The organism is Streptomyces sp. NPDC059875 (assembly GCF_042731085.1).
GTDB lineage: Bacteria > Actinomycetota > Actinomycetes > Streptomycetales > Streptomycetaceae > Streptomyces.
The window spans coordinates 1-18,714 of record NZ_JBHWJZ010000004.1 but is presented as its reverse complement, the minus strand read 5'-3'; the positions used below and the strand labels follow the sequence as shown (position 1 = coordinate 18,714).

Annotated in this window: 16 protein-coding genes; 8 read left to right on the top strand and 8 right to left on the bottom strand. The window is 72.9% G+C overall.

Annotation, left to right across the window (positions count from 1 at the left end; genetic code table 11):
* The first annotated feature begins 197 nt into the window (after window positions 1–197).
* Window positions 198–1,742, top strand: coding sequence for a sodium:solute symporter family protein (locus ACFV9D_RS06080; protein ID WP_385141606.1), 1,545 nt, complete (start codon window positions 198–200; stop codon window positions 1,740–1,742).
* Here the strand turns inward: ACFV9D_RS06080 and ACFV9D_RS06075 are convergent.
* Entirely contained in the window at window positions 1,727–2,845 is a 1,119-nt protein-coding gene (locus tag ACFV9D_RS06075) for an ADP-ribosylglycohydrolase family protein (RefSeq protein WP_385141604.1), read from the bottom strand. The two genes, ACFV9D_RS06080 and ACFV9D_RS06075, sit on opposite strands and share 16 nt — an antisense overlap.
* A 96-nt stretch (window positions 2,846–2,941) precedes the next feature.
* On the opposite strand from ACFV9D_RS06075, the gene ACFV9D_RS06070 reads away from it, so the two are divergent.
* On the top strand, window positions 2,942–3,217 hold the full coding sequence (locus ACFV9D_RS06070) for a tyrosine-protein phosphatase (RefSeq protein WP_385142368.1): 276 nt from the start codon (window positions 2,942–2,944) through the stop codon (window positions 3,215–3,217).
* On the opposite strand, the gene ACFV9D_RS06065 is transcribed toward ACFV9D_RS06070, so the two are convergent.
* A complete protein-coding gene (locus tag ACFV9D_RS06065) occupies window positions 3,183–6,815 on the bottom strand; it encodes a tetratricopeptide repeat protein (RefSeq protein WP_385141602.1) in 3,633 nt (1,210 codons plus the stop codon). The genes ACFV9D_RS06070 and ACFV9D_RS06065 overlap by 35 nt on opposite strands.
* A 168-nt stretch (window positions 6,816–6,983) precedes the next feature.
* Here ACFV9D_RS06065 and ACFV9D_RS06060 point away from each other — a divergent pair, with 168 nt between their 5' ends.
* Window positions 6,984–7,538, top strand: a complete 555-nt coding sequence (locus ACFV9D_RS06060; RefSeq protein ID WP_385141599.1) for a hypothetical protein — start codon at window positions 6,984–6,986, stop codon at window positions 7,536–7,538.
* Window positions 7,539–7,553: 15 nt separating this feature from the next.
* Here ACFV9D_RS06060 and ACFV9D_RS06055 read toward each other — a convergent pair whose 3' ends face one another.
* Together ACFV9D_RS06055 and ACFV9D_RS06050 are read right to left on the bottom strand one after the other, a co-directional pair.
* The gene (locus ACFV9D_RS06055; protein ID WP_385141596.1) at window positions 7,554–10,163 is read right to left on the bottom strand and encodes a bifunctional FO biosynthesis protein CofGH; all 2,610 of its coding nucleotides are present in this window, start codon (window positions 10,161–10,163) and stop codon (window positions 7,554–7,556) included.
* A gap of 188 nt (window positions 10,164–10,351) precedes the next feature.
* Window positions 10,352–11,185: an LLM class F420-dependent oxidoreductase gene (locus tag ACFV9D_RS06050; RefSeq protein ID WP_385141593.1), complete on the bottom strand. Its 834-nt coding sequence runs from the start codon at window positions 11,183–11,185 to the stop codon at window positions 10,352–10,354.
* Between the two features lie 86 nt (window positions 11,186–11,271).
* Between ACFV9D_RS06050 and ACFV9D_RS06045 the strand changes: the two genes are divergently transcribed.
* Window positions 11,272–12,759, top strand: a complete 1,488-nt coding sequence (locus tag ACFV9D_RS06045) for a CehA/McbA family metallohydrolase (protein WP_385141590.1) — start codon at window positions 11,272–11,274, stop codon at window positions 12,757–12,759.
* On the opposite strand, the gene ACFV9D_RS06040 is transcribed toward ACFV9D_RS06045, so the two are convergent.
* Both ACFV9D_RS06040 and ACFV9D_RS06035 read right to left on the bottom strand, forming a co-directional pair.
* Window positions 12,760–13,293, bottom strand: coding sequence for a GNAT family N-acetyltransferase (locus ACFV9D_RS06040; RefSeq protein WP_385141587.1), 534 nt, complete (start codon window positions 13,291–13,293; stop codon window positions 12,760–12,762).
* A 56-nt stretch (window positions 13,294–13,349) separates the two neighbouring features.
* Entirely contained in the window at window positions 13,350–13,925 is a 576-nt protein-coding gene (locus tag ACFV9D_RS06035; RefSeq protein ID WP_385141584.1) for a hypothetical protein, read from the bottom strand.
* A gap of 142 nt (window positions 13,926–14,067) precedes the next feature.
* Here ACFV9D_RS06035 and ACFV9D_RS06030 point away from each other — a divergent pair, with 142 nt between their 5' ends.
* The 3 genes from ACFV9D_RS06030 (at window position 14,068) to ACFV9D_RS06020 (ending at window position 15,859) form a co-directional block, all read left to right on the top strand.
* Complete coding sequence (locus ACFV9D_RS06030; RefSeq protein WP_385141581.1) at window positions 14,068–14,499, top strand: nuclear transport factor 2 family protein; 432 nt, start codon at window positions 14,068–14,070, stop codon at window positions 14,497–14,499.
* 13 nt (window positions 14,500–14,512) lie between these two features.
* Window positions 14,513–15,268, top strand: a complete 756-nt coding sequence (locus ACFV9D_RS06025) for a GNAT family N-acetyltransferase (RefSeq protein ID WP_385141578.1) — start codon at window positions 14,513–14,515, stop codon at window positions 15,266–15,268.
* Window positions 15,269–15,391: 123 nt separating this feature from the next.
* On the top strand, window positions 15,392–15,859 hold the full coding sequence (locus ACFV9D_RS06020; RefSeq protein ID WP_385141575.1) for a carboxymuconolactone decarboxylase family protein: 468 nt from the start codon (window positions 15,392–15,394) through the stop codon (window positions 15,857–15,859).
* On the opposite strand, the gene ACFV9D_RS06015 is transcribed toward ACFV9D_RS06020, so the two are convergent.
* Together ACFV9D_RS06015 and ACFV9D_RS06010 are read right to left on the bottom strand one after the other, a co-directional pair.
* Window positions 15,825–16,313 (bottom strand): GNAT family N-acetyltransferase, encoded by a 489-nt coding sequence (locus tag ACFV9D_RS06015; RefSeq protein WP_385141572.1) that lies wholly within the window; start codon window positions 16,311–16,313, stop codon window positions 15,825–15,827. The two genes, ACFV9D_RS06020 and ACFV9D_RS06015, sit on opposite strands and share 35 nt — an antisense overlap.
* A gap of 46 nt (window positions 16,314–16,359) precedes the next feature.
* On the bottom strand, window positions 16,360–18,258 hold the full coding sequence (locus ACFV9D_RS06010) for a nitrate- and nitrite sensing domain-containing protein (protein WP_385141569.1): 1,899 nt from the start codon (window positions 18,256–18,258) through the stop codon (window positions 16,360–16,362).
* A 186-nt stretch (window positions 18,259–18,444) separates the two neighbouring features.
* Between ACFV9D_RS06010 and ACFV9D_RS06005 the strand changes: the two genes are divergently transcribed.
* Complete coding sequence (locus ACFV9D_RS06005; RefSeq protein WP_385141566.1) at window positions 18,445–18,663, top strand: hypothetical protein; 219 nt, start codon at window positions 18,445–18,447, stop codon at window positions 18,661–18,663.
* Window positions 18,664–18,714 lie beyond the last annotated feature (51 nt).

Below are 18,714 nucleotides of genomic sequence, written 5' to 3'. Positions count from 1 at the left end.
GGACCGGGCCGCACGGTATGCGACGGCGTACCGTGCGGCCCTTTTTTGACCCCATCTGAATTCATAGATGTGAACACAGGTCAACAAGCAGAACGATTTTACGTGCTCTTGACCCTCCTCCGCGTTGTCTTCGCCCCGCAACTCCCCACACCATGAACGGCGTTCACAAGGCGGACCGGACCCCTGGAGGGGGCTCAATGAACAGTCTCGACTGGGCCGTGCTCATCGGCTATTTCGGCGTCATGGTCGCGATCGGAGTCTGGTCCCACAAGCGCGTGGACAACGTCTCCGACTTCTTCACCGCCGGCGGCAAGATGCCCTGGTGGCTCTCCGGCATCTCGCACCACATGTCCGGCTACAGCGCGGTGATGTTCACGGGGTACGCCGGCATCGCGTACACCTACGGCGTCACGTCGTACGTGACCTGGTCCTTCCCCATCGCGATCGGCATCGCCATCGGGGCCCACCTCTTCGCGCCCCGTCTCAACCGGCTGCGCTCGCGCCTCCATGTGGCCTCCCCGCTGGAGTACCTGAAGAACCGGTACAACCTCCCCACCCAGCAGGCGCTCGCCTGGTCCGGGGTGCTGCTGAAGATCGTCGACGTGGGTGCCAAGTGGGCCGCGATCGCCACCCTGCTCTCCGTCTTCACCGGGATCTCCCTCAACCAGGGCATCCTCATCACCGGCGTGATCACCGGCATCTACTGCACGGTCGGCGGTCTGTGGGCCGACGCACTCACCGAACTCGGCCAGTTCATCATCCAGTTCTTCGCCGGCATCGCGATGCTCGTCGCCGTCCTCGCGAAGCTCGGCGGCGTCAGCGCGCTGTGGGAGGTGTGGGACCGGCCCGAGCTCCAGGGCCACACCGCGCCGACCGCCGGCCCGTACACGCTGACCTTCCTGCTCGCGTATCTCTTCATCAAGACCTTCGAGTACAGCGGCGGCATGTGGAACCAGGCCCAGCGCTACATGGCCACCCCCAACGCCCGCGAGGCCACCCGCTCCGGCCGGCTCTCGGCGGTCCTGTGGTTCGTCTGGCCGCTGGTCCTCTTCTTCCCGATGTGGGTCGCACCGCTGCTCGTCGACCCGAAGAAGCCCGACGCCTCCGACAGTTACGCCCTGATGACCGAGCAGCTGCTGCCGCACGGCCTGCTCGGCCTCGTCATCGTCGGCTTCTTCTCCCACACGATGGCCATGTGCTCCTCCGACGCCAACGCCATCGCGGCCGTCTTCACCCGGGACATCGCGCCCGTCATGAGCAAGGCCGCGCGTCGCTGGACGCAGCAGGCCGGACTGATCGCGGCGCGCTGGTCGACGATCGCGTTCCTCGCCCTGTCGATGGCGGTCGCCACCCAGGTCAACTCCCCCACCTTCAAGGACATCATCACCGTCGTCATCAAGTGGGTGGCCGGTCTGATGGGCCCGATCGCGATCCCGTTCATGCTGGGTCTGCTGAAGACCTTCCGGAAGTCCGGCCCCACGGCGGCGCTGGTCTCCTGGGCGGCGGGCCTGTTCGTCTTCTGGCTGACCAACTACGGCCTGGACGGCATCGAGCTCCAGATCCAGATCGTCTCCCCGCTCGCCACGTCCCTCGTCCTCTACGTCCTGATCGGCTTCATCAGGCCGGAGGACACCCCGGAGCGGGACGCGGTCCTGGACCGGATCAACTCGGACGGCGACGGCGAAGGCGCCGCCGTACCGCCGCAGGCCGAGGGGGAGCGCTCCGCTCAGCCCCTGGGGTAGCGGGCGAGCCAGCCGGGGTGCGACTCCGAGGGGCTGTGCAGTGCGGCGCCCTGCGTCATCTCCATCGCGAAGTCGTCCGCCAGCTCCAGGACCGTGGAACGGCCCTCCAGTTCGGCCAGCCAGGCCGGCGGGAGGGCCGTCTCGCCGTGCAGGGCGCCGAGCAGCGCGCCGGTGACGGCTCCCGTGACGGCCGACGGGCCGTCGTGGTTGACCGCGAGACGCAGGCCGTGGCGGATGTCCTCGCCGACGAGGGCGCAGTAGACGGCGACCGCGAGTTGGTACTCCGCCCGGTCCTCGCCGGCGCCCAGCGCGCCGACCCGGGCCGCGTTCGGCATCCCCTGGCGTACGGCACCCAGGGCCTGCTGGAGCGCGGCCGTGACGGGCTCGTGGCCGGGGCGAGGGGCGAGCTGGCCCAGCGCCCGCTGCACCGAGCCGTCCACGCTCTCGCCGCGCGCGAGCCCGTGCACGACGACGGCGAGCGCCCCGGCCGCCAGATACGCGGCGGGGCCGCCGTGCGTCTGCGCCGCGCACTCCACGGCCAGTTGGCACACCAGCTGCGGCTCCCAGCCGACGAGCAGCCCGAAGGGCGCCGAGCGCACCAGTGCCCCGGAGTCGGTCGCGTCCGGGTTCTTGGGCTTGTCGAGGGTGCCGAGGACCTCGTCGCCGAAGCCGGTGAGGCAGGAGCGGGCCGGGTCGCGGCGGGCGTAGAGCCACTCCTCGCGGGCCAGCCAGCCGAGGTCCGTACGCCGCTCGTCGGGGCCCCAGTCGCGCTGGGTGGCCGCCCAGCGCAGATGGGCGCGGTGGACGTCGGTGGGTGGGTGCCAGGCGCCGGTGTCGCGGCGGACCTGGGCGCGTATCAGCCCGTCGACGGTGAACAGGGTCATCTGGGTGGCGGAGGTGACGGCGCCGCGTCTGCCGTGCGCGGGGACCGGCTCGGTGAGCCCCTCGGCCCCGTGTGCGGCCCTGATCCCCTCCAGGGAGAGCGCCGCGACGCCCGCGCCGAAGGCGTCGCCGACGGCGCCGCCGAGGAGGCAGCCCCGGACGCGGGCCCGGAAGTCCTGCTGTTCGGCGCGGCCCCACACGGCCGCGGCGGTTGTGGTCACGACGTGCCCTCCCCCGGAAAGCCTCGGCGCACAGGTCTCGCAGCACTGTAATCGACCGTGTTCGCACATTCGCAGGGCAGAACGTTTTGCGATCGGATGCCTTTCTGTCCATCTTCGACCGCAGTTCACCGCAAGTTTCGTCCTGGCTTGAACCATCCGCCCATGGCACTCTGCGCCGTTGTGGGCATCTGTTCCGCGGCGACACCGCCAAGGCCGCGTACACCTCGGTCTTCGACGGCATCGCCGACGAGGACCGGCACGGCGTCCTCTGTCGAGGAGGAGTACGGCTCCTTCCGCTCGTACCTGAAGCAGGGCCTCGGCATCGACGCGCGTGAGCTCAAGGAGCTGAAGCGGGACCTGCTGGTCGGCTGACCCCCTCCGCCGCCTCGGTCAGGGCGACCGTCCTCGCCCTGACCGGCCCGAGAAGAGCGTCCAGGCGGGCGGTGTCGGCGCCGGGGCAGTCCGCGAGCTCCACGAGGAGGTTCCGGAGGTCGGCGACGTCCGACCAGAGGTGCGGAAGCCCCAGCATCCGTTCCCACGTGCGCACGGCCTCCTCCCACCGGGCCAGGGCGGCCTGCGCGACCACCAGGCAGCCGAGTTCCTCGACCGTCGGCTCGTCCGGGACGGTGAAGGTGTGCTGCCGTACGTACGCCTGCCAGAGCTCCCCCGCGGCCTCGGTCCCCCGCATCCGGCTCTCCGCCGTCGCGAGCAGCAGCGGGCCCTCCTTCTGTCCGGCCTCCCGCATCCGCTCCGCGGCCTCCCTCGCCTCCTCGAGCCGCCCCAGGCGCAGCAGCGCCCACGTGACCGTCTCCAGGTGTTCCTGCCGGTCGCCCGGCGGCATGGCCAGCAGGAGGTCCAGCGCTTCCTGGTGGCGCCCCAGATGGAACAGCGCCACGGCCCTGCGACCGGTCGGCCACGTCGAACCGGCGACCGCGCACCGCTCCAGATCGGCGATCGCCTGCGCGGACCGGCCCACCGCTTGGAGGAGATGCGCCCTGTTCTGGAGGGCCTCGGCCTCGGACCCGTGGCCCGCGGCGACCAGGTGGTCCATGTCGGCCAGGCCGCTCCGGGGGTCGCCGAGGAGGCACCGCAGCCGCGCCCTGCGCTCCCGCGCCCAGCGGTGCTCCGGGTCGAGCTCCAGAGCCCGGTCGACGTCGGACAGGGCCTCGGGCAGGCGCCCGGCCGCCGTACGCGCCGACGCCCGGCGGATCCAGGACGCCACGGAGTCCGGGGCGAGCGCCGCCACCGCGTCGCAGTGGGCGCGCCCCTCGTCCGTGGCACGGGCCTCCCGGTAGGCGAGCTGTCGCAGCAGCAGCATCGCCTCCACCCGGGGCTCGAGCTCCACCGCCCGCTCCAGATCGGCCAGTGCGCGCAGGGGCTGCTGCATCTTCCGGTACGCCTGGCCCCGGACGCCGAGGGCGTACCAGCTGTCCGGCTCCAGTTCGAGTGCCCGGTCGAGATCCGCCACCGACTGCTCGAAGCGCCGGGCCCGCAGATGCGCGTCGCCGCGTTCCCTGAGCGCCATGGCCGTGTCGTCGGCGGTGTCGACGGCTCGGTCCAGCGCGGCGAGCCGGGCGTCCGAGTCCCCCAGCCGTTCGAGGATCCGCGACCTCTGCACCATGGCCCAGCCGTAGTCCGGGCGCATGTCGATGGCCCTGTCCAGATCCGCGAGCGCCTCTTCCAGGCGCCCCAGCTCCGTCAGCGCCATGGCCCGGCTGCCCAGCGCCCAGGTGTAGGAAGGATCGAGGGCGAGGGCCCGGTCGAAGTCGGCGAGCGCCTGCTCGGGCCGGCCGCGCTTCCAGTTCACGAAGCCACGCTGGGCGGGCACCCACGCCATCTGCGGCCGGCACTCCTCCGCGCGGTCCAGGTCGGCGAGGGCCCCGGCCTCGTCCCCCGTCTCCAGGCGCACATCGGCACGCCGCAACAGCGCCCACCAGTAGTCCGATTCGAGCTCGACGGCGCGGTCCAGATCGGCCAGCGCCTCCCTCGTGCGCCCGAGCCGGAACCGCGCCTGACCTCGCGTCGCCAGCACCGCGGCGCTCTCGGGTCCGAGCGCCAGCGTCCGGTCGCAGTCCGCCACCGCCTCCTCGTACCGCTCGAGACGCCGGTGGAGTTCTCCCCGGTCCCTGAGGATCCACGGCGCGTCCGGCGCATGAGCGTCCGCCCGGTTCAGCCGTTCCAGGGCCCCGGCCAGGTCGAGTTGCAGCAGGAGCACCATCCCGAGGCCGTAGTGGGCCCGGGCGCACGCCGGATCAAGAGCGAGCGCGCGCTCGTAGTCGGCGGTCGCACGGGCGTAGTCCTCGGCCCACCGGCGGAACTTGGCCCGGACGACCAACACGGCCACCTGGCCCTCAGGACCGAACCCCGCGCGCGACAGCAGGAGACCGAGCAGCACGGCCACCGGCTCGCTCTCGCTCTCCAGGGCCGCCAGCGCGTCCCTGCCCCACCCGCGCAGCACCTCCGCGTCCGCGTCCTCGCCCGCGTCGGCGAGCACCCGCGCCCAGCGGCGGGCCGTCGCCGCACCCTCGTCACAGGCGTCCACGCCGTCGCGCAGCACCGCGGGCAGTGCGGTCTCCGGGGCCGCGCACAGCCGGTGGTACGACTCCTCCAGGCGCGCGGCCCGCCAGGGCTCGTGCTCCCAGCGTTCGTCCTCCGGCACGCCCTCGGCGGCCGCCTCCGCCCGGGCCGCGAAGGCGGCGGCCAGCCGTTCGTGGTCCTCGCTCCAGCCACGGGGCGAGCGGGTGCGGCGCAGGCGCAGCATCGGGCCGCGGACGACGTCGTGGTACTGGAGGTGTCCGTCCCGGTCGGCGACGAACGGCAGGGTCCGCAGCCAGTCGAGGAGCGCGGGGTCCTCCTGGGAGACGGCGGTGAAGATGTCCTCGTTCAGTCGGCGGGGCAGCGCTCCGGCCTTGGCGGCGTCCTTGCGGTTCCGGTCGGGCTCCCCGCTCAGGAAGCGGTCCACGGCGGTGGCGCCGGCGACGCCGACCTCGCCGGGACGTGCGGCGAGGGTGGAGACCAGGACCGGGAGTCCGCCGGAGAGCCGCAGCACGTCCTGGACGACGCCCTCGTCCACGACCCCCTTCGCGGTGAGGAGTTGCCGCGCCTCGGCCTCGGTGAACGGGTCCAGGGGCAGGTCCTGGACGAAGTCGACGTAGTCCGACCAGGCGGTCGGTTCGAGCCGGTCGCGTCCGGCGACGACGAAGACGGTGGTGGCCGGCAGCGCTCCGTACCGCTCGGTGGTGATCAGGTCGCGCAGCCAGCCGTCAAGATAGGACGCGGTGCGCTCGTACGTGTCGAAGAACAGGGCGAGCCACGGGACCTCGGCCGCGACCCGCTCCAGGTCGGCCACCAGCACGGGGGTCAGGACGCGCACCGGGTCGAGGACGAGCTGGACGTCGTCCTGGTTGCGGAACCGTGCACTGAGGAGCGCCCGCAGCCGGTCGGTGCCGTGGGCCAGCCGGGTCGGGTCGACGGCTCCCGCGAAGGCGCCCACGACGGGGATCATCCCGGCCCCGATCAGCCCCACCTGGGCCACGGCCGTGCTGCCCGCCGAGGGGGCACCGCCGGGCGTCTCCCCACCCTCCGCCGCGGCGATCGTCGCCGCCTCGGCCTCGTGCCGCCGCTGCTGGTAGGCGACGAGCTGCCGGTCCAGCGCCTTCAACGGGTGCCCCTGCCGGGCGAAGGAGGCGGCGATCTCCGCCATCACCTCGGGGACGCTGTTGAGCCCTTCGTCGACGTACGCCGTCACGGCTCCGCGCCCGGCCGCGACACCCTTCAACTCGCCGACGAGCGTGGTCTTGCCGACACCCGCGTTGCCCCGCACGTGGAAGACGAAGCGGTGCCGTTCGTCCTCCACCGGAAGGTCGAAGTTCTCCCGGAACAAGGCGAGTTCGCTGCGTCGTCCGACGAACCCCGCTCTCTTTTGGTCCTTGAGCAGCGCCTGCAGCGACGGTCGCGCACCGTTGGTCATACGCCCGAGTCTTCCAGCACCCATCGCCCCCGCGCGAGCCGTTCCCGGGTGCCGGCTCTCCCCCGCGCGGCGGAGGGGGACCGTCCCCTCGACGGACGTCCGGGGCAGGGGAGTTGGCGATGCTCGAGGAGACGTAGACGTACCGCACTCCTCGATCGGAGCCTCACCGTGCTGAAGAACTCCCTGCGGGCCGCCGCCCTGCTCGCGCTGGTGGCCGCCGTCGCCGCCCCCGTCGCCGTGGCGGCGCCCGCGCCCGCCGCACCGGCGCCGGCGACCGCATCCCTCCATTCGTCCCTCAAGGGCGACGCGCGGATGGCCTATGCCGAAGCCGACGAGGAGGTCCGGGTCAGCGTGAACGCCCATGCCGCCTTCGGCCCGGCCGGCCTCCCCACCCGCTCCTGGGGCACCTTCCGCATCTCTCACGAGGTCGACGGGACCGTCCACTGGGGCGAGTTCAAGGTCGACTGCCTCAGCTCCGGCGGCCCGACCGCCACGGTGACCGGCCGCCTGGTCCGCACCAGCCCCGGCCACATCTGGCGGGAGGTGCTGGAGCCGAACACCCGCATGGGCGTGAGCTTCTACGTCCCGGAGAAGGGTGGCGAGGCACGCATCGGACTCTCCGGGGCCACACTGAAGGGCGAGCCGCTGCTCACGACGTGCATGGCCCCGGCCGCCGACGCGCCCGTCATCGAGGGCGGCTACACGCTGCGCGACCGCCGCTAGGGCCTGTCCGGCGGATCAGGGTCGGACAGGCCCCTGGTCCCCCAGCACCGGCAGCAGCTCCGGCAGATGACCGTCCGAGGCCGTCGCCGCCCGCTGCCGCTCCTCCGGGACCTCGCCGTACAGCGTCGTCCTGGGGCGGGACGGCCGCCCCGCCGCCTCCGCGATGGCGGTCAGGTCCTGGATCGAGCGGTACGAGCCGTAACTCGAGCCCGCCATCCGGGAGATGGTCTCCTCCATCAGCGTGCCGCCGAGGTCGTTGGCGCCCGAGCGGAGCATCTCGGCGGCGCCGTCCGCGCCCAGCTTCACCCAACTGGTCTGGATGTTGGGGATGTGCGGGTGGAGGAGGAGCCGGGCCATGGCGGTGACCGCGCGGTTGTCGCGGACAGTGGGGCCGGGGCGCGAGATGCCCGCGAGGTAGACCGGCGCGTTGGTGTGGATGAAGGGCAGCGTCACGAACTCGGTGAAGCCACCGGTCTCCTGCTGGATCCGGGAGAGCGTACGGAAGTGGCCGAGCCAGTGCCGGGGCTGGTCCACATGCCCGTACATCATCGTGGACGAGGAGCGGATGCCCAGCTCGTGGGCGGTGGTGACGACCTCGATCCAGGTGGCGGTGGGCAGCTTGCCCTTGGTGAGCACCCAGCGGACCTCGTCGTCGAGGATCTCGGCGGCCGTGCCGGGGATCGAGTCGAGTCCGGCCTCCTTCGCCGCCGTCAGCCACTCGCGGATCGAGAGCCCGGTGCGGGTCGCTCCGTTGACGACCTCCATGGGGGAGAAGGCGTGCACGTGCATGCCCGGCACGCGCTCCTTCACGGCCCGCGCGATGTCGAAGTAGGCCGTGCCGGGCAGGTCCGGGTGGATGCCGCCCTGCATGCACACCTCGACCGCGCCGACGTCCCACGCCTGCTGGGCGCGGTCGGCGACCTGCTCCAGGGACAGGGTGTAGGCGTCGGCGTCGGTGCGGCGCTGGGCGAAGGCGCAGAAGCGGCAGCCGGTGTAGCAGACGTTGGTGAAGTTGATGTTCCGCGTGACGATGTACGTGACGTCGTCACCGGAGACCGCGCGGCGGACGTCGTCCGCGATGCGGGTGAGCGCGTCGAGCGCCGGGCCGTCGGCGTGCAGCAGCGCGAGGGCCTGGTCGTCGGTGAGCCGGGTGGGGTCGTCGGCGGCGACGGCGAGGGCCTCGCGCACGTCCGTGTCGATGCGCTGCGGGACCATGCCGGGGGCCGCGGCCTCGCGCAGCGCCTCCCAGTCGCCGTAGACCTCGTCGAAGTCGTCGCGGCGGTCGTGGGTGCGGCCGGTGGTGTCGATGGTGCGGTGCAGATCGGTGCGGCCGGTCGCGACGAACGCCTCGTCCGGCTCCTGCCACGGCAGTCCGCGCACGGGCGCGTCCGGGTCGGCGAGGCCCGTCTCGGGGTCGGCGAGCGCGCGGACGTGCGGGAGGAGCCGCGGGTCGAGCCAGGGCTCGCCCCGGCCGACGAACTCCGGGTAGACGCAGAGGCGTTCGCGCAGTTCGAAGCCGGCGGCGCGGGACTTCTCGGCGAGGGCGTCGATCTGCGGCCAGGGCCGCTCGGGGTTCACATGGTCGATGGTGAGCGGGGAGACCCCGCCCCAGTCGTCGATGCCGGCGGCGATCAGCCGGCCGTACTCCTCGTCGACGAGGTTCGGCGGGGCCTGCAGGCAGGCGGAGGGGCCCATGATGTGCCGGGCGACGGCGATCGTGGCGACCAGGTCGTCCAGTTCGGCGTCCGGCATCCCGCGCATCGCCGTGTCCGGCTTGGCGCGGAAGTTCTGGATGATCAGCTCCTGGATGGAGTGGTAGGCGCGGGAGACGCGGCGGAGCGCGAAGAGGGAGTCGGCCCGCTCCTCGTACGTCTCGCCGATCCCGATGAGCAGCCCGCTGGTGAACGGCACCGAGGAGCGGCCCGCGTCCTCCAGGACCCGCAGCCGCACGGCCGGCTCCTTGTCGGGGGAGCCGTGGTGCGGGCCGCCCGGCTCCGACCAGAGCCGGGTCGCGGTCGTCTCCAGCATCATGCCCATGGACGGGGCGACGGGCTTGAGCCGCTGGAAGTCGGTCCAGGACAGAACGCCCGGATTCAGGTGCGGGAGCAGTCCCGTCTCCTCCAGGATCCGGATCGCCATGGCCCGTACGTACGCGAGGGTGTCGTCGTACCCGTGCGCGTCGAGCCACTCGCGCGCCTCGGGCCAGCGGTCCTCGGGCTTGTCGCCGAGCGTGATCAGGGCTTCCTTGCAGCCCATTTCGGCGCCGCGTCGGGCGATGTCGAGGACCTCGTCGGGGGACATGAACATCCCGTGGCCGGCCCGGCGCAGCTTGCCCGGCACGGTGACGAAGGTGCAGTAGTGGCACTTGTCCCGGCACAGCCGGGTCAGCGGGATGAACACGCTCTTCGAGTACGTGATGACACCGGGCCGTCCGGCGGCCTCGAGCCCCGCGTCCCGCACCCGCCCGGCGGACGCCACGAGGTCGTCCAGGTCCGCGCCCCGCGCCTGAAGCAGCACGGCGGCCTCGGCGACATCGAGCGCCACCCCGTCCCTGGCCCTCTTGAGGGCGCGACGCATGGCGTTCTCGGTGGGCCGTTCTGCCGGTCCGGGCTGGTGATCCGTCATGGACCGAGCATACGAGTGACCGCCCGAGGCCGGACCTCCCCCCGAACACCGGGTCCGCTCACTCCGTGTCCGGGTACCCGCACCCGGCTCGGTCGAGGTGACGCGCGGGGGCGAGCTGCCGCCGGTCATGCCGGGCGGGGACTCCGTCCAGGACATGAAGCCGCCGACGCTCCGATGAGGTGGGCCGATCAGAGGTACTGGGCGTACTCGTCCAGCACCCCCAGCACCTCCGCCTCGTCCCCCGGCGGCAGTTGCAGCACGACCTCCTCGCAGCCCAGCTCCGCGTAGTGCGCCAGCTTCCCCGGGTTCGGCAGGACCGCGTACGGGACGACCTGCAGGGTCTTCGGGTCGCGGCCGGCCTTCTCCCAGACCTCGCGGAGCACCGGCATCGACTGCGTCAGGCCGCGGCCGCCGATCGGCATCCAGCCGTCCGCGTACTCGGCGATCTGAGCGAAGAGCTTGGGGCCCGCCGCGCCCCCGAGCAGGGTGCGCGGGGCGCCGCCCGCCGGCTTGGGGTACGCGTGGGACGCCCGTACCGACACCCCGAACTCGCCCTCGTACGACGTTGGTTCGGGCGCCCACAGCGCCCGCATCAGCGCCATCCGCTCCCGGCCGAGCTCGCGCCGCGTCGCCCACTCCACGCCGTGGTCGGCGGCCTCCTCCTTGTTCCAGCCGAAGCCGACGCCGAGGGTGAAGCGGCCGCCCGAGAGATGGTCGAGGGTGGCGATCTGCTTGGCCAGGACGATCGGGTCGTGCTCGGTGATCAGCGTGATGCCGGTGCCGAGGGCGAGCCGCTCGGTGACGGCGGAGGCCTGACCGAGGGCGACGAAGGGGTCGAGGGTACGGCCGTACTCGGGGGGCAGTTCGGAGCCCGCCGCCGGGTAGGGCGTGGTCCGTTCGATCGGGATGTGGGTGTGCTCGGGGAGGTAGAGCCCGGCGAAGCCGCGCTGCTGCAGCTCCCGCGCGAGGCGCACGGGGGTGATGGTCTCGTCGGTCAGGAAGATCGTGGTCGAGATCCGCATAGCGGCACGGTAGGGGCTGCGGCGGGGATTTCCGAGAGGTGCGACGCTGCGGGCCTCTTGCGTTGTCCGGGAGTTCACGGCGTCATATGAGGGTGCCGGACATGAGCGAACCGACCAGACGAACGCTCCTCGTGACCTCAGCCGCGTCGGCCCTTACGTTGGGAAGCGTGAGCTTCGCCCAGGCCGACACCCCCGGCGGCGACCGTACGGAGACGGTCAGCGGCACGCTGCCGCCCGGCTCCCCCGACTTCGTGTACCTCCCCGTCGAGATCCCGCGCGGGGTGCGCGAGATCCATGTCTCCTACGCGTACGAGCGGCCGGCCGTCCCCGCCGGGACGCAGGGCAACGCCCTGGACATCGGCCTCTTCGACCAGCGCGGCACCGAGCTCGGCGGCAAGGGCTTCCGGGGCTGGTCGGGCGGGGCGCGCAAGGAGTTCTTCGTGCGCACCGACGAGGCGACCCCGGGCTATGTCGCCGGTCCGCTGAAGGCCGGGACCTGGTTCGTGGTGCTCGCCCCGTACACGGTGGCGCCGCAGGGACTCACGTACGCGGTGACGATCACCCTCCGGTTCGGCGCCTCGCTGCCCACGCCCAGGCCGGTGTACCCGCCGGAGCGGGCCGAGGGCCGGGGCAGGGCCTGGTACCGCGGCGACTGCCATCTGCACACCGTGTACTCGGACGGGCGCCGCACGCCCGCCGAGGTCGCCGCGCTCGCGCGCGCCGCCGGGCTCGACTTCCTGACCACCACCGAGCACAACACCCATGCCGCGCACGGGGCGTGGGCGGAGCTCGCGGACGACGACCTGCTGATCCTCCTCGGCGAGGAGGTCACCACCCGCAACGGGCACGTCCTGGCCCTGGGCACGGACCCCGGCACCTTCGTGGACTGGCGCTACCGGGCGCGGGAGAACCGCTTCGGACACTTCGCGCGCGAGATCCGCCGGGCGGGCGGCCTGGTCGTCCCGGCGCATCCGCACGCCACCTGCATCGGCTGCAACTGGAAGTTCGGCTTCGGCGATGCGGACGCGGTCGAGGTGTGGAACGGCCCGTACACCCCCGATGACGAGGTGTCACTGTCCGGCTGGGACGCGGCGCTCGCCAAGGGCCGCTGGACCCCGGCGATGGGCAACAGCGACGCGCACCGGGACCCGGACCGCGTCGGCACACCGCAGACCGTGGTCCTGGCCGACGACCTGAGCCGGGAGGCGATCCTGGCGGGCCTGCGGGCGGGCCGTTCGTACGTCGCCGAGTCCTCGTCCGTCTCCCTGGACTTCGCGGTGACGGACGGCCGGGGCCGCTCGGCGGGCATCGGCGAGCGGCTGAAGGTCCCGGCGGACGAGCCCGTGACCGTCCGGCTGACGGTGACCGGCGCCCCGGCGGGCGGCACGGTCCGCTTCGTCACGGACCAGGGCGTCCTGCACACGGCGCCGGCCACGGGTCCGGTGGAGTGGGTGACGACGGCCGCGTACGCGTCCTACGTACGGGCGGAGGTACGGCACCCGGCGACGCTGCCGCCGCTGCCGGGGGCGCTCGTCGCCTTCACGAACCCGGTCTTCCTGGAGGCGGCCCGCTGATCAGCCCTGGTACTCGCTGAGGTCGATGGCGTGCACGCGCAGCGGGACGCCGAAGACCGGGTGGGTCGTGTCGCGCTCCGGGGTCATGCCGAGCTTGCGCATGACGTTCTCGGAGGCGGTGTTGGAGATGTGGGCGATCGAGATCACCCGGTCCAGACCGCGGTCCTGGAGCGCGAACTCCAGGGCCGCGTGGGCGGCCTCGGAGGCGTACCCCTGGCCCCAGAAGGGACGCCCGAGCCGCCAGCCGATCTCCACCTCGTGCGCCAGCTCGGGCAGGAACTCCGGCACGGAGAGCCCGGCGAAGCCGATCAGCTCGCCGGAGCCGAGGAGCTCGACGGCGAAGAGCCCGAAGCCCTCCTCGTCCCACTCCTCCTCCCACCGCTCGATGTCCTCGGCGGTCTGCTCCAGGTCGCGGGTGGATCCGTCGCCGATCCAGCGCATCACCTCGGGGTCGGCGTTGATCTCGGCCATCGGGACGAGGTCGTCGTCGGTCCAGCGGCGCAGGAGGAGGCGGGGGGTGTGGATCTCGGTCATGGCCCCATGGTCTCGCACCACGCCCGCCACCGGCGTCACGGTCCGCCGGACAGGCCCTAGGGCTCCACGGCCCGCTGCTCGGCCGCAAGGGCGCCGTAGCCTCCCGCCTCCCAGACCCGTTCGCGGAACTGCTGGAAGGTGAGCGGCCGGGAGTCCTCCCCGAAACCGGCGCCGAAGTGGACCGTTCCGCAGCGGGAGCAGTACCAGGCCCGGGACCACAGGTCTTCGGCCGTGGGGCGGCCGCGCATCACCCGCCGGAATGCGGTTCTGCGCCGGGCGAGCTGGACGAAGGCGAGGACGGCGGCCAGCAGGGCGAGCGCGGAGATCACACCGAGGAAGGTGAGGCTCGGCTCGGGCTCCGGCACCCCGTACAGCGCGAAGTCCGGGGCCTGGTCCTCCTCGGGGAACCAGTGGCCCGCCTGCGTTCCCGCGACGAAGGTGGCCACGGACACCAGGACCGCGAGCACGCCGAGACACCCCATCGCGTAGGTCGGCGGCTTCGGCGCGGGCGCGAGGGCGTCCGACAGGGCCGTCGTCACCCGGCTGGTGACCGTACGGTCCTGGCCGTCCCGCCGCTCGGTCACGCGGATCGCATCCCTGCCCTCCAGATAGACGGCCGGAACCGCCTGCACGCGATCCGTCCCCCGACATCCCGGACATGCCGGCACCTGCGTCACGCTGCCCCCCTGAGCACCTCGCGTCATTCGTGCGCACAGTGTGCCGCATCCCGAAGGCACTTGACCTCAACCAAGGTTGAGGCACGAGCCTGGTCGCATGAACACGGAATCCACCGCAGACACCGCCGCCATCACCCGCCTCTTCGACCGCTACCTCCGCTCCCTCGACGACCGCGGCGCGTTCGACGCCGCCTGGGCGGCTTCCTTCTTCACCGAGGACGCCACCACCTCAACCCCCGCGGGGGACGTGCGCGGGCGGGACGCCGTCGCCGCGAACGTGCGGATGGCGATGGGGCTCTTCGACCGGACCCTGCACATCGGCTCGAACTACCTGATCGACGTGGACGGCGACCGCGCCACCCTGCTCGGCAACCAGCTCTCCACCCACGTCCTCGCCGGCGACGGCGGGCTGTTCGTCTCCGGTGGGCGGACGGAGAACGAGCTCGTCCGCACCGCCGAGGGCTGGCGGCTGTCCCGGGCCGATCTGCGCATCGTCTGGACGCAGGGAAATCCGCCTGTGCTTCCGTAGCCCACCTGCTTGGATGATCGTCATGCTGAACCGCCTCGAGACGTACTACGACGCCGTCCCCCGATCCGCCGCCCGCGCCGAGGAGTTCGGGCCGCTGACCCTGTTCGTACGGGAGGGGGAGGGCTGGCCCTACTACGCGCGGCCCGCGCTCGGGTTCTCCGGGGAGGTGTCCGTCGCGGAGGTGGAGCGGGTCCGGGCGCGGCAGCGTGAGCTGGGGGTGCCCGAGGCGTTCGAGTGGGTGGCGGAGACGACGCCGGGGCTCCGCGCGGCCGTCGAGAAGAGCGGGCTCGTGGTGCACGAGCACCCGCTGATGGTCCTCGACGGGGAGGGCACGCCCGTCCCCGGACCCGAGGACGTCACCGTACGGATCGTGGGCGCCGACGATCCCGTCCTGCCGTCGGCCGCCGCCGTCCCGTACGCCGCCTTCGGGGTCGCCCCCGACGCCTCGGTCGCCACCCAGTTGGCCGCCCGGATCCGCGCGGGTCTCACCCGGCTCGCCGCGGCCGTGGACGCGTCCGGCGCCGCGCTGTCCGCCGGGCAGCACCAGCCGGTCGGCACGGTCACGGAGGTCGTCGGCGTCGGCACCCTGCCGGACGCCCGCCGCCGCGGCCTGGGCCTCGCGGTGACCGCCGCCCTGGTCGCGGACGCCCGGGCAGCGGGTGTGGAGACCGTCTTCCTGACGGCGACGGACGAGGCGGTGGCACGCCTCTACGGCCGGCTCGGCTTCCGGACGGTCGGCACCGCACTGATCGCCGAACCGGCGTCCTGAAAGGTCTCGTCCTGAGAGGTCTCGCGAAAAAACTTCCCGGGACCTGTCACATCCGCGTCGCGCGCTCCGTCAGTCCAGTGAAGGCAACAGGAACGGCCCCACGGACCAGAAGGAGCGAGCACCATGCAGCACGAACTCAAGCCCCGGATGACCAACCCCGCCTACGTCATCCCCGAGGCCGCATCGGCCATCCAGGACCTGGTCAAGGCCACCCGCCAGGGCGGCGTCCCGGAGTCGACCCTGGAGCTCGTGCACCTGCGGGCCAGCCAGATCAACAGCTGCGGCTTCTGCGTCGACTACGGCGTCAAGAGCGCCCGGAAGGCCGGGGTGAGCGACGAGAAGCTGTTTGCCGTCGCCGCCTGGCGCGAGGCACCGTACTTCTCCGACGAGGAGCGGGCCGCGCTGGCGCTCGCCGAGCACGCGACGCGGCTCGCCGACACCTCGGACGCCGTGCCGGACGAGGTGTGGGACGCGGCCGCCGACCACTACGACGAGAAGCAGCTCGCCGCGATCGTGCTGATGGTCGGCCTCACCAACCTGTTCAACCGGCTCAACGTCACGGTGAAGCAGCCGGCCGGCGTGGGCTTCTGACGGTCGCCTCGCGCACCATGAGGACGTCGATCGGGTCCTCGGACTCGATCGCGAACCCCTCGCGCTCGTAGAGCCGCTGTGCCGCACTGCCCCGCAGCACCTGGAGCCGTACGGGGAGGGATTCCTCGTCCGCCCGGGCGAGGAGGCCCCGCAGGACCGCCGTCCCGAGACCCTGTCCCTGGGTCTCGGGGGCCAGGTAGAAGTGCTCGAGGTACAGCCCGCGCCCCTTCTCGTACGGGCGGAACGTCACGCAGCCCGCGAAGACCCCGTCGGTCTCGACGACCGAGGTGTGCTCCGGCGAGAAGCCCTCCCTCAGCCGCTGCCGCACCCGGTGTTCGTCGTAGCGGTCGAGCCGCACGAGATCGTCCCGCATCACCGTCGCCCGCAGCTCGGCGATCGTCTCCACGTCCTCCGCCCGCCCCGGGCGCAGCGACCACGTCAATCTCGTATGCACGTACGCATCCTATGGAGCGCTGAGGAGCGCTCCGTGTCCGCAGGCGCTATGTGGTGGCCGGTACCGCGACCTCGGGCGCGAGCACCGCCGCCGGCAGACCCACGTACGCCGTGACGCCGTTGCCGTCCGTCGGGCGCAGCTCCACATGCGCGCCCAGGCGAGCGGCGAGCCGGCCGACCACGTAGTGGCCGAGGTAGCGGGTGGGGGCGACCAGGAAGCTCTCGTCGCCGGACAGCCGGGCGTTGGCGCGGGCCAGGTCGTCCGCGCCCATGCCGACGCCCCGGTCGACCACCGCCAGGCAGTACTCGTCGAGGTCGCGCCAGCCGTACACCTCGACCGGCAGCTGCACGGACGAGTGGACGAGCGCGTTCTCGATCAGTTCGGCGAGCAGGTGCGACAGGTCGGCGACGGCGTCGCCGCGGATGCGGCAGGGTTCGACGTCGGCCGTCGCGACCCGCTGGTACTGCTCGACCTCCGCGACCGCCGACTGCACCACCTCCCGGGCGGTCACCGTGCCCGGCCAGGCCCGCTGCGGCTCCTGTTCCCCGGCGAGGACGAGCAGCGACTCGGCGTTGCGGCGCATCCGGGTGGCGAGGTGGTCGAGCTCGAAGAGTTCGCCGAGTGCCTCCGGGTCGATCTCCTGGCTCTCCAGGGTGGTGATGAGCCCGAGCTGCCGCCGCAACAGGCTCTGGTTCCGGCGGCCGAGGTTGGCCAGGGACTCTGAGGTGTTGCGGCGCAGGGCGGCCTGTTCGGCAGCGAGGCCGACGGCCGTCCGCTCCACGTTGCGCAGCGCGGCGGCGAGCTGGGTGATCTCCTGGGCGCTGCCGGGCACGTCAGGGCGGTATGGCGGCGAGGTGGCCGCCTCCGTTCCCCCGTCCGCGTCCTGGATGCGCTGCACCGCCTCCTGGAGCCGTACGCCCGCCACCTCGTCGGCCTCCTCGGCGAGCGCGCCGAGCGGGCGGGTGATGGAGCGCGCGGAGAGTACGGCGAGGGCGGCTGCGACCGCCACGATGAGGAAGCCGAGGGCGACGAACCCGCCGAGCTGCCCGGTGGCCGCCGAGCTGAGCTGCCCGGCCCGGGCCCGCGCGTCCGCGCCGACGCCGCGCTGCACGCCGTAGAGGTCGTCCACGAGGACCGTCATCGACTTCCACCACAGGTCGGGGTCGACGGTGACGCGGGAGCCGTCGGCCGCCGCGGCGGCCCGTTTCTCCAGCTCAGCGGCGCGGCGGGCGTCGGCGGTGGCAAGGGCCTTGTCGAGGGCCGCGCGCTGGGCCGGGGTCGCGGACCGGTCGTAGTGGTCCAAGGCGGCCACCCGGGCGGCCCGGACCTCCGCGAAGGCCAGGTACTCGTCGGCCCGGAAGCGCCCGGCGGCGAAGACCCCGTTGAGGGAGCCGCGCTCCAGCGCCACGGACTCGGTGGCGTCACCCAGCGCCCGCAGCGCGTCCATGGCGTCGCCGAGGGCCCGGTCGCCCCCGGCGGCGTGGGCGGTGTGGCTGCCGGTGAGGGTGACGATGGCGTCGCTGTAGAAGGCGAAGGCCTCGGTGCGCGAGCCGCCCGCGTCAACCGTCGAGCGCACCACCGTCAGCCGGCCCAGTGGGTCGGTGCCCGGCAGGTCGCCGAGCGCGGCGCGGGCGGTGTCGGAGCGGGCGCGCTGGGCGTCGAGGTCGTCGCGGTACTGCCGCGCGCCGCCGAGGAGCCCGTTGCTGAGCCCGCGCTCGCGCTGGAGTTCGTGGACGAGGGCCTGGACGGCGAGGACGCGGTCGACCCGGTCGCGGGTCTCGCGGGCGGCGGCCCAGTCGCCTGCGCGGTCGGCGACGGCGAGGCCGGTGACGACGAGGAGGAGGCAGGTCGGTACGGCGAGGACGACGGCAACCCGGCCGCGGATGGTGCGCCAGCCGGGGGTCAGCCGTGCGAGGCGCCGGATGACATGTGCTGTGGGAGTCACGCCGTACAACGGTAGGCAGGGGCGCGTCGCCCGCCATTTCCCTTCCGTAAGAGGGCAGTTGCACTCCGCTCACCCCGGCGGGTTCGAACGGAATGTGGCGCGGGTCACCTGCCCGTAACGCGCGCCCGCCACGGCCGCGGACCGGCCTCACGTAACCCGCCCTGCGGCCCTCGCGTTGGAGCGGACATGAAGAAGATCCTCACCGCAGCCCTGACCGGACTCGCCGTGGCCGGCAGCATCGGCGCCGCCGGGTCGGCCGTCGCCGACACCGCCGACCTCGGCAACGCCAACCTTCCCTCCGTCGTCCCGCTGAGCGGCCTCCTGAACCCCCAGGAGAAGCCGGCCTCGGCCGCGGACATGCCGGCCGCCAATGCAACCGTCGAGGGGCTCCTGCCCGGGCGCTGATGCCGCGCCCCGCGAGAAACGCCGAGGTGGCGGGACCGATCCGGTCCCGCC

Excerpts from the sequence above, each read along its gene's own strand:
- ACFV9D_RS06040 (WP_385141587.1), bottom strand. The coding sequence starts at position 13,293 with ATGACCGAGATCCACACCCCCCGCCTCCTCCTGCGCCGCTGGACCGAC.
- ACFV9D_RS06005 (WP_385141566.1), top strand. The coding sequence starts at position 18,445 with ATGAAGAAGATCCTCACCGCAGCCCTGACCGGACTCGCCGTGGCCGGC.
- ACFV9D_RS06055 (WP_385141596.1), bottom strand. The coding sequence starts at position 10,163 with ATGACGGATCACCAGCCCGGACCGGCAGAACGGCCCACCGAGAACGCC.
- ACFV9D_RS06050 (WP_385141593.1), bottom strand. The coding sequence starts at position 11,185 with ATGCGGATCTCGACCACGATCTTCCTGACCGACGAGACCATCACCCCC.
- ACFV9D_RS06070 (WP_385142368.1), top strand. The coding sequence starts at position 2,942 with ATGCCTTTCTGTCCATCTTCGACCGCAGTTCACCGCAAGTTTCGTCCT.
- ACFV9D_RS06080 (WP_385141606.1), top strand. The coding sequence starts at position 198 with ATGAACAGTCTCGACTGGGCCGTGCTCATCGGCTATTTCGGCGTCATG.
- ACFV9D_RS06030 (WP_385141581.1), top strand. The coding sequence starts at position 14,068 with ATGAACACGGAATCCACCGCAGACACCGCCGCCATCACCCGCCTCTTC.
- ACFV9D_RS06045 (WP_385141590.1), top strand. The coding sequence starts at position 11,272 with ATGAGGGTGCCGGACATGAGCGAACCGACCAGACGAACGCTCCTCGTG.
- ACFV9D_RS06065 (WP_385141602.1), bottom strand. The coding sequence starts at position 6,815 with ATGACCAACGGTGCGCGACCGTCGCTGCAGGCGCTGCTCAAGGACCAA.
- ACFV9D_RS06020 (WP_385141575.1), top strand. The coding sequence starts at position 15,392 with ATGCAGCACGAACTCAAGCCCCGGATGACCAACCCCGCCTACGTCATC.
- ACFV9D_RS06025 (WP_385141578.1), top strand. The coding sequence starts at position 14,513 with ATGATCGTCATGCTGAACCGCCTCGAGACGTACTACGACGCCGTCCCC.